This window comes from Azospirillum sp. B4 (assembly GCF_000333275.1).
Classification (GTDB): domain Bacteria; phylum Pseudomonadota; class Alphaproteobacteria; order Azospirillales; family Azospirillaceae; genus Nitrospirillum.
In genome coordinates this window covers 1-9,021 of sequence record NZ_BACU01000412.1, presented here as the reverse complement: position 1 = coordinate 9,021, position 9,021 = coordinate 1, and the positions used below count along the sequence as shown (strand labels likewise).

Here is a 9,021-nt window from a genome sequence, read left to right as displayed (position 1 = left end):
CCACCACGTTGCCCAGGGACTTGGACATCTTGCGCCCTGCTCGTCCAGGGCGAGCCATGGGTCAGCACCGCCTTGAAGGGCGCGCGGCCCCGGGTGCCGCAGCTTTCCAGCAGGGAGGAGTGAAACCAGCCGCGATGCTGGTCCGACCCTTCCAGGTAGAGGTCGGCGGGCGACGACAGGTCGTTGCGCCGTTCCAGCACGAAGGCGTGGGTCGAGCCCGATTCGAACCAGACGTCGACGATGTCGAACACCTGGTCGTAGTCGGCGGGGTCATAGTCCGGGCCCAGGAAGTCGGCGGCGGGCCGGCTGTACCAGGCGTCCGCCCCCTCGGTCTCGAAGAAGGTGGCGATGCGGTTCAGCACCGCCGGATCCTTCAGCGGCTGGCCGTCCGTCTTGGACAGGAACAGGGCGATGGGCACGCCCCAGGCGCGCTGGCGGCTGATGCACCAGTCGGGACGGCTTTCCACCATGGCGTGGATGCGGTTGCGGCCCTGCGGCGGCACCCACCGCGTCTCATCGATGGCGGCCAGCGCCCGCGCCCGCAGGTCGTTGGTGTCCATGGAGATGAACCACTGCGGCGTGGTGCGGAAGATCAGCGGCGCCTTGGACCGCCAGCTGTGCGGGTAGCTGTGCTTCAGGTTGCCCTTGGCCAGCAGGGCGCCCTGAGCGATCAGCGCGCTGATGGACTTGCCGTTGGCGTCACCCGGCTTGCCCTCCGGCGTGTAGACGCGGGCGCCGGCGAACAGCGGCACATGGGCGTAGTAGCTGCCGTCCGCGTCCACGGTCTGCGGCACCTCCAGCCCGAACTTGCGGCCCAGGTCGAAGTCCTCCGCGCCATGGCCCGGGGCGGTGTGGACGAAACCGGTACCCGCGTCGGCGGTGACATGGTCGCCCGGCAGCAGCGGCACGGCGTAGTCGTAACCGCCGTTGGCCTCCGGATGCCCCCGGAACGGGTGGGGTAAGGATGGCGCCGGCGAGATCCGCAGCGTAAGGTCCGCCCCCTTCGTGAACGTCGCCTTGGCCGACGCGGCCACACCCTCGGCCAGGGCCTGGCCCAGGATCAGCGTCTCACCCACCTTGGCCAGCGAGCCTTCCAGCACCTCGGTCACGGTATAGACGGCGTAGGCGATCTCCTCGCCATAGGCCACGGCGCGGTTACCCGGCATGGTCCAGGGCGTGGTGGTCCAGATGACGACGCTGGCACCGTTCAGCACGGGCGTGGGCGCCGTCACCACGGGAAAGCGCACCCAGATCATGGGCGAGGTCACGTCCTGGTACTCGACCTCAGCCTCGGCCAGGGCGGTCTTCTCCACCACCGACCACATCACCGGCTTGGCGCCCTTGTACAGGCCGCCGTTCAGCAGGAACTTGTGGATCTCGCGGACGATGGCGGACTCGGCATCGAACGCCATGGTCAGGTAGGGGTTCTGCCAGTCGCCCTCCACACCCAGGCGGCGGAACTCACCCGCCTGGATGCCCACCCACTCGGCTGCGAAGTTGCGGCATTCGGCGCGGAACTGCAAAACCGGCACGTCGTCCTTGTCCTTGCCGGCCTTGCGGTACTTCTCCTCGATCTTCCATTCGATGGGCAGGCCATGGCAGTCCCAGCCGGGGACGTAGACGGCGTTGCGGCCCTGCATCTGCTGGCTACGGATGACCACGTCCTTCAGGATCTTGTTGACCGCGTGACCGATGTGGATGTTGCCGTTGGCGTAGGGGGGGCCGTCGTGCAGCACGAAGGGCGTGCGCTCCGCCCCGTCCTGGCGCAGCTTGCCGTACAGGTCGATGGCCGCCCAATGGGCCAGCAGCTCCGGCTCCTTCTTCGGCAGGCCGCCGCGCATGGGGAAATCGGTGCGCGGCAGGAAAACGGTGTCTTTGAGATCGCGGGTCATGGCGGGTCAGGAAATCCGGTGTTCGGATGGCGGCCTCTCCCTCTCCGGACGCCGGTGCGGGCGTCCCGGGGGCTAAGGCCGGCGGGATAGTCGGCGGTGGTGGTACGCGGATGAGCGCGCCCGGGTCCCGGCCCCCCTCAGGAGACCGGGTCGATAATTCGCAGGTCCATGACCCTGATCTGGCGCGTTGGCAACATGGGGGCGGATGTTAGCAGCCGGCCCCGGCGGGTCAAGCGGGATGGGGCGGGGCGCAATGGTGCCAAGGCGACGGCCGGGCTCACGATCCGGACAGGGCCGCCAGCCGCCGGCGGGCCTCCTGCGCGTCCTGGGCGATCTGGTCCTTCAGCGCCTGGAAGTTCTCGAACTTCATTTCCGGCCGGATGAAATCCAGCAGCTGGACGCGGACGTGGCGGCCGTACAGGTCGCCATCGAAATCGAACAGGTGGGCTTCCAGCCGTTCCACCGTGCCACCCACGGTGGGCCGCCGGCCCAGGTTGGCCACGCCGTCATGCCAGACGGTCCGCGCGCCCTCATCCACGCCGGCGCGCATGGCATAGACGCCGAAGCGCGGGCGCAGATAGTCCTGGATTTCGATGTTGGCGGTGGGGAAGCCGATGGTGCGCCCCCGCTTGTCGCCATGTTCCACCCGGCCTTCGATTTCGAAGGGATGGCCCAGGATGCCCGCCGCCTCCAGCGGCCGGCCCTCCTGCAGGTGGCGGCGCACGGAGGTGGAGGAATAAGGCTCCCCGGCGCCATCGGCCACTGGCCGCGCCTCGGTCACGCCGAAGCCGTGGCGAGCGCCCAGCGCGCGCAGCATCGCCATGTCGCCACCCCGGTTGTGGCCGAACAGGAAATCGTAGCCGGCCACCACGTGGTGCGCGTCCAGGCCCTGGACCAGCACCTTCTCCACGAATTCCTCCGCCGTCATGTGCGACAGGGTGGCGTCGAAGTGCAGCACCACCATCGCGTCCATGCCCAGCGCCTCGACCAGGCGGGTCTTGATACGCAGGGGCGTCAGGCGGAAGGGCGGATCGTCGGGCCGGAAGACGCTGCGCGGATGCGGTTCGAACGTCACCACGGCGGCCGGCCGGCCCAGGTCGGCCGCCAGCGCCCGCGCCTGGCCGATGACGGCCTGGTGGCCCAGGTGCACGCCATCGAAATTGCCCAGGGCCACCACGGCGCCGCGCACGTCGGCGGGGGCATCTTCATAGTGGCGCAACAGCTTCATGGGCGACGGCTTTCCGTTACGGTCGGGTGTCCGGTGCGTCCGGATATAGGCTTTAACGCCCCCCGCTGCAAAGCCCCCATGCGCACATGCGCCCTCCCCGCCCGGCGGGGGGCTGCGGGATCGCCAGGGCGTCGGCCGCGGTCGGCGGTGGTGCGCAAACCGGCCGCCGATCAGGCATCCAGCGCCGGAGCGATACGAATGTACTGGTACGCCCCCGCATCGGCCACGCCGGCCCGCCTCTGTCCAAGGCCGGAAATTGTCCCTGACGGGTCTTGTGAAATTAACTTTTGGCGATGTGAGCCGGCGCATAGCAAGCGGGCATACGCTTCAATCAGTCTGATAGGACGTGCACGAGATTCGACCGGCCGGCTCTTGATCGCGACGCCGAATCACGCCGACAATGCGGAACGAACGAAAACCGAGACACTTCGGCCGAAGCACATTCGGGTTGGGAACCGTCGCCGTCATGGACAACGCAGTCGAAACACCAGCCGCATTGGAGGACCGGCCAGCCGGCGCCGGCTGGACCTGCACCTGGCTGGACCGGCCTGACGGCGCGCGCCTGCGCCTGGGCAGCTGGGGGGCCGGCTTTGGCCGGCGCGGCACCTGCCTGCTGGTCAACGGCCGCAGCGAATTCCTGGAGAAGTATGCGGAGCAGGCGGCGGAATGGGCCGCCCGGGGCTGGCGCGTCGTCTCCTTCGACTGGCGGGGACAGGGTCTGTCGTCGCGCCCGCTGGCCAACCGCCAGATGGGCCACATCGACGACTTCTCGATCTATCTGGAGGACGTGGACGCGATCATGGCGGCGCTGTGCCCGCCCACCGGCCCCGTGGTCGCCTTCGCCCATAGCATGGGCGGGCACCTGATGCTGCGCCATGTGCTGGACTGCGACACGGCGATGGAGGTGCCTCGGCTGAAGGCCCTGATCCTGTGCGCCGCCATGCTGGACATCAACACCGGCCCCCTGCCCAGCCGCGCCGCGGCGCTGATCGCCAAGCTGGCCTGCCGCCGGGGACGCGCCGAGGCCTACGCCCCGGGCCAGGGTGACTTCGATCCGGATGCCCAGCGCTTCGACGGCAACCCGCTGACCAGCGACCCGCGCCGGTTCGGCGTGGCGCTGGACGCCTGCCGCCGGCAACCCGACTTGTGCCTGGGGGGCGTCACCTACGGCTGGCTGGACGCGGCCTACCGCTCCATGGACTATCTGGCCCACGCCGACATGACGGGCCTGGACATGCCCATCCAGATCCTGGCCGCCGGCGGTGACCGCATCGTCCGCTCGCCCGCCCTGCGCGCCCTGGCCCGCCGCCTGCCCGACGCCCGCTTCCACCAGTACCCTGGCGCCCGGCACGAGCTGATGATGGAACGCGACACCATCCGCCGCCTGGTGTGGGAGGACATCGACCACTTCCTGGATGAGACGGGCCTGTAAGGCTTATCGTGAACCAGGGCAGCGACCTACAGCGGCATGCGCCCTTGGCTACCCCTGATCCGGCCTACCCCTGATCCGGCGGCATCAGCATCAGGGGCTGCAGCGCCGGGGCCAGCACGCGCAGCAACTGGGCCGGCAAGGCGCTGGTGAAGTGGTAGTTGGCGGCCTGGGGGCCGTGGACATGGGCGGTGATGACACCGAAGAATCGGTCGCCCGCGTAGAAGACGAAGGTGGCGGTGCGGTTCACCACCCGTGATTCCAGCAGCACCCCCCCGGGGCCGAAGCGGTCAAAGCGCTGGTCACCGGTGCCGGTCTTGCCGCCCAGGGGCAGCGGGTTGCCCTCCGCGTCGTGGAAGGCGCCCTTGGCCCGCTGGGCCGTGCCGTTCTGCACCACGTCCAGCAGGTGGGCCTTCACCACCTCGACCAGATCATGGGACAGCACGCGTTCGCCCTTCAGGCGGTCGTCCACGCCCACTACCGTCTCATAGGGCGTGTCGGCCGCGAAATGCAGGCGGGTGACGCGGGCGGTGGGCAGGCGCAGGCCATCGTTGACGATGATGCCCATCAGGTCGGCCAGCGCCCCCGGCCGGTCGCCCGAGCTGCCGATGGAGGTGGCGTAGGAGGGCACCAGCGCCTCGAAGGGATAGCCCAGGCGCTTCCAGTCGGCGTGGATGCGGGCGAAGGCCTCCTCCTCCAGCACAATGCCGATGCGCGTGTCCTGCGCGTGCTTGTAGCGGGTGGAGAACAGCCACTGATAGCTTTCCTGCCGCGAGGTGCTGCTTTCCTTCAGCATCTGGCGCTTGGGCGCCTTGGGGCTTTCCTGCAGATAGGCCACCAGCCACAGCTCCAGCGGGTGCACGCCGGCCATGTAGCCGCGGTCGTTCAGGCTCCACTTTTCCGGGTCGGCCTTCCCGAACAGGGCCGCCACCGTCGTGGCCTTCAACGGCTGGGGCTTGGCGCCCGGCCTGTCATCATTCTCCACGGCGCCATGGTCGGCCAGGAAGCGCGCCAGATCCTCCGGCGTGGCGTTGGGCCGGACGGAGCGGTAGATGACCGACAGCCGCTCCTCCCGCCGGCCGGCCTTGGCCGCCAGCTTCTCCAGCGCCTTGTCAGGGCTGAGGCCGCCGTATTCGTCCCAGAAACGGTTGAGGAAGGTGCTGCCCTCCCGGTCCGCGAACTGGGCCAGGTAGGTCTGGCGGGCGGGGTGGCGCGGATCGTCCAGGACGTCGTCCTTCCGCGCCGGACCCTCGGCGATGTAGTGGTTCACCACATCGCGCATCAGGCGGATGAACACCAGGTTGACCGAGCGGCGCAGCGCCTCCGACACCGTCAGGATGCGGTGGTCGTCCGACTTTTCGAAGTTGTTGAAGCTGTGCAGGCCGCCGCCGGTGAAGAAGCGCTCCCCGGTCCCGGCGGAATAGGTGCGCTCCATGGCCGCGTTCAGCATGGCCGGCAGGCCCTGGTCGCCCGTCTGCGCCAGCGTATCAGTCACCCAGCGCGTCAGGTTGTCATCCGCCGCGGCCGAGATGTCGCGCAGGGAAGCGGCATCGCGTTGGTGATAATCGCGGTACAGCTTCTCGATGATCTCCAGGTAGGAGATCAGGGTGCGCAGCTTGGCGGTGGAGCCCAGGTCCAGCCGCGCGCCCTCGTTCAGGTCCAGCGGCTGGTCCAGCGTGTCCACCTGCACCCGCACCAGGTTGGCGTGCGGCGCCCGCTCATACAGCGTCACGGAATAGACCACCTTGGCCGGGTCGGCGCCGGTCAGCAGCCGGTCACCGGTCAGGCCCAGTTCCGCCGTCGCCGCGGGATCCGCTAGGCGTTTCAGCACACCGGTCACCCGCTCCTGCGCCGCCTGGTCCAGCGTCGTCTCGGTGGTCAGGTCCAGCCGGTCCAGCTGATACAGGGTGTGGGCGCCCAGCATGGACAGCAGGCGGTTGCGGATGGCGTTGACGGCCTTCTGCTCAACGAAGGAAACGTCGGGCGGGTCCGGCACCTCCGCACGGAAGCGCAGCTGGAAGTTCTGGGCGGCGTCGGCCAGCGCCGGCGGGATGACGCCGGCCTTCTCCAGCACCCGCAGATGCTCGTTGCACAGGGCGTCCAGCGCCGCGCGGTTGGTGGTGAGGTAGAAGGATGGCCGGCGCTGGGCCAGCAGCAGGCTCAGCACCTGCTTGTACACCACCGCCTGGGTGGCCAGGTCCTCCTCCGTCCGGGGCTGGGCGCGCAGGATCTGGTTGGCGGTCTGGAAGTCGGTGCCGTACCAGGCCCACAGGCCATCGCCCAACCCGTTGATTTCCCCGATTCCCGGCCGGGCGGACAGCGGCGTGGAGTTGAGGTAATCCACCAGGATGCGGTAGCGGGTCTGGGTCGTGTCAGCCCCGTCCATGTAGGCGCGCACGCTGGCCGAGGCCATCTGGCGCAGCTTCTCCACCCCATCGGCCGTCTGGCCGCCGGCGGAATGGCGGTACTTCTCCGTCTGGGTGGCCAGGGTGCTGCCGCCGATGCGCTGGGCGCCGGGATTGATGACCTGCAGCGGGATCTGCAGCAGCGCCAGGCCGAAGCGGTCCCAATCCACCGCCGGGTTGCGGTTGGGGTGGTCGGGGTCCAGCAGCTGGCGGTTCTCGATGAACAGCAGGGTTTGGGCCACCAGCGGCGGAACGGAGGCGTAGCTGGTGAACACCCGTTCGGGGAAATTGGCGCCGTAAAGCAGCGTGCCACCCCGGTCCAGCACCTGCAGGCCCGCCGATGTCTTCTCCGCATAGGGCGGATAGAAGCTGAGGTCCAGGTAGTCCAACAGGGTGGGCGACATCCGCGCCTGGGCGGTGACGCGGTAGGGCCCGGCCGTCAGCCGTTCCAGGAAGCCGGGCATCTGGGTATAGCCCAGCCGCTCATCATACGGGCCCGCCGTGGGATAGCGCACGGCGGTGGTGGGCCCGGGATAGACGGAAAAGCGCAAGTCGCGGCCGAAGCGGGCCAGCAGCACCGATTCGAAGCCCGAGGTCTCCGTTTCCAGCCAGGCGCCCCCCCCGACGCAGCCGACGATGGTCAGGCTGGTGGCCCAGCCCAACAGGCGCACCCACAGGGGCGTGCCACGGCGCCGCACCTTGGGCGGCTTCGCCACATCGGCGGCCTGATCGCGCGCGGCCGCACCCGGTGCCAGGCGGGAAACCGGCGGGCGCAGGGCCGCGAGCGTCGGCTCTGCCCCCAGGCTGTTGTCGGTGCTGGTCGTCATCGCCCGCGTACGCGGTACCCCCCTTCACGGCGACCCGTCACAGACCGCCGGGCACAGGCTCAACCCCCATCTCAACTAAGCGGCCTAATCCTGCCCGCGATCAAGCGATATCAAGGTCAAGTGCCGGTCGAGGTAGGCGGCGGCACCTCAGGCGGCGCGGCCGAACGAAGCCAACAGGTGGCGCGCCAGGTCCGCACGGGCCACGGCGGCCTGCTCACCGCTGGCCAGCCGCTTCACCGTGACGGTGCCGGCGGCCTTCTCATCCGGGCCCATCATCAGCACCACGGGAATACCGGCGCGGTCCGCGTACTTCATCTGCTTGGCGATCTTCGCCGGCTCCAGATGCACCTCGACGTTCAGGCCGGCGGTGCGCAATTCCCCCGCCAGGGCCAGGTAATCGGGCAGCAGCTCGGGCGCGAACTGGGTGACCAGCACGTCGATGGTGCTGGTCTGGTCCTTCACCAATCCCGCCTGGTCCAGCACGTAGAACAGGCGGGTGGCGCCGATGGAGATGCCCACGCCCGGCAGCTTGCTCTTGGTGTATTGGCTGGCCAGGTTGTCATAACGCCCGCCGGAGCAGACGCTGCCCATCTGCGGGAAGTCGGTCAGGAAGGTCTCATAGACCGTGCCGGTGTAGTAATCGAGGCCACGGGTGATGGAGAAGTTGACGCGGAAGTGGCTGTCCGGCACGCCCAGGGCGCGAAGGCCCGCCACCACCTGGCTCAGTTCACCCAGGCCTTCCTGCGCCAGGGCGCTGGCCCCCGCCAGATCCTTGGCCGTGGCAAGCATCTCATCCGTGGTGCCATCGATGCCGACGAAGGCCAGGATGGCGTCCGCCGTTTCGGCGGACAGCGCCTGTTCCCCCGTCAGGGTGGCGCGCACGGCGTCCACGCCCACTTTGGGCAACTTGTCGATCTCGCGCAGCACGGCGGCCTGGGCCTCGCCCTCGCTCAACCCCAGCCCTTCCAGGAAGCCGCGCAGGATTTTGCGGTTGGACAGGTTGATCTGGAAGGGGCCGACATCGATGCCCACCTGCGCCAGGTCGCGGAACACGGTGTAGATGACGGCCGGCATTTCCGCGTCATAGGCGACGGACAGGCTGTCCTTGCCGATGACGTCGATGTCGCACTGGTAGAATTCGCGGTAACGGCCCTTCTGCGCCCGCTCGCCGCGATAGACGCGCTGGATCTGATAGCGGCGGAAGGGAAGCTGAGGTCATGCTCATGCTCCGCCACATAGC

General features: G+C 68.9%; 4 protein-coding genes and 1 pseudogene. 1 reads left to right on the top strand and 4 read right to left on the bottom strand.

Going from position 1 to position 9,021, the window contains the following annotated elements:
- Positions 1-1,892 (bottom strand): annotated as a pseudogene (locus tag I55_RS18430) (isoleucine--tRNA ligase); the annotation flags it as partial.
- 277 nt (positions 1,893-2,169) lie between these two features.
- Positions 2,170-3,120: a bifunctional riboflavin kinase/FAD synthetase gene (locus I55_RS18425; RefSeq protein WP_044562044.1), complete on the bottom strand. Its 951-nt coding sequence runs from the start codon at positions 3,118-3,120 to the stop codon at positions 2,170-2,172.
- A 466-nt stretch (positions 3,121-3,586) separates the two neighbouring features.
- Between I55_RS18425 and I55_RS18420 the strand changes: the two genes are divergently transcribed.
- Positions 3,587-4,552 (top strand): alpha/beta fold hydrolase, encoded by a 966-nt coding sequence (locus I55_RS18420; protein WP_159107231.1) that lies wholly within the window; start codon positions 3,587-3,589, stop codon positions 4,550-4,552.
- A 64-nt stretch (positions 4,553-4,616) separates the two neighbouring features.
- Here the strand turns inward: I55_RS18420 and I55_RS18415 are convergent, their stop codons facing one another.
- Both I55_RS18415 and hisS read right to left on the bottom strand, forming a co-directional pair.
- On the bottom strand, positions 4,617-7,781 hold the full coding sequence (locus I55_RS18415; RefSeq protein WP_252181202.1) for a transglycosylase domain-containing protein: 3,165 nt from the start codon (positions 7,779-7,781) through the stop codon (positions 4,617-4,619).
- A gap of 147 nt (positions 7,782-7,928) precedes the next feature.
- Positions 7,929-8,969 carry a histidine--tRNA ligase gene (hisS, locus tag I55_RS18410; RefSeq protein ID WP_252181203.1) on the bottom strand — a complete coding sequence of 347 codons (1,041 nt, stop codon included), beginning with the start codon at positions 8,967-8,969 and terminating at the stop codon, positions 7,929-7,931.
- Between the last annotated feature and the right edge of the window lie 52 nt (positions 8,970-9,021).

Bases quoted from the DNA above. Each gene is read 5' to 3' on its own strand.
- I55_RS18415 (WP_252181202.1), bottom strand. From the start codon at position 7,781: ATGACGACCAGCACCGACAACAGCCTGGGGGCAGAGCCGACGCTCGCG.
- I55_RS18425 (WP_044562044.1), bottom strand. From the start codon at position 3,120: ATGAAGCTGTTGCGCCACTATGAAGATGCCCCCGCCGACGTGCGCGGC.
- I55_RS18420 (WP_159107231.1), top strand. From the start codon at position 3,587: ATGGACAACGCAGTCGAAACACCAGCCGCATTGGAGGACCGGCCAGCC.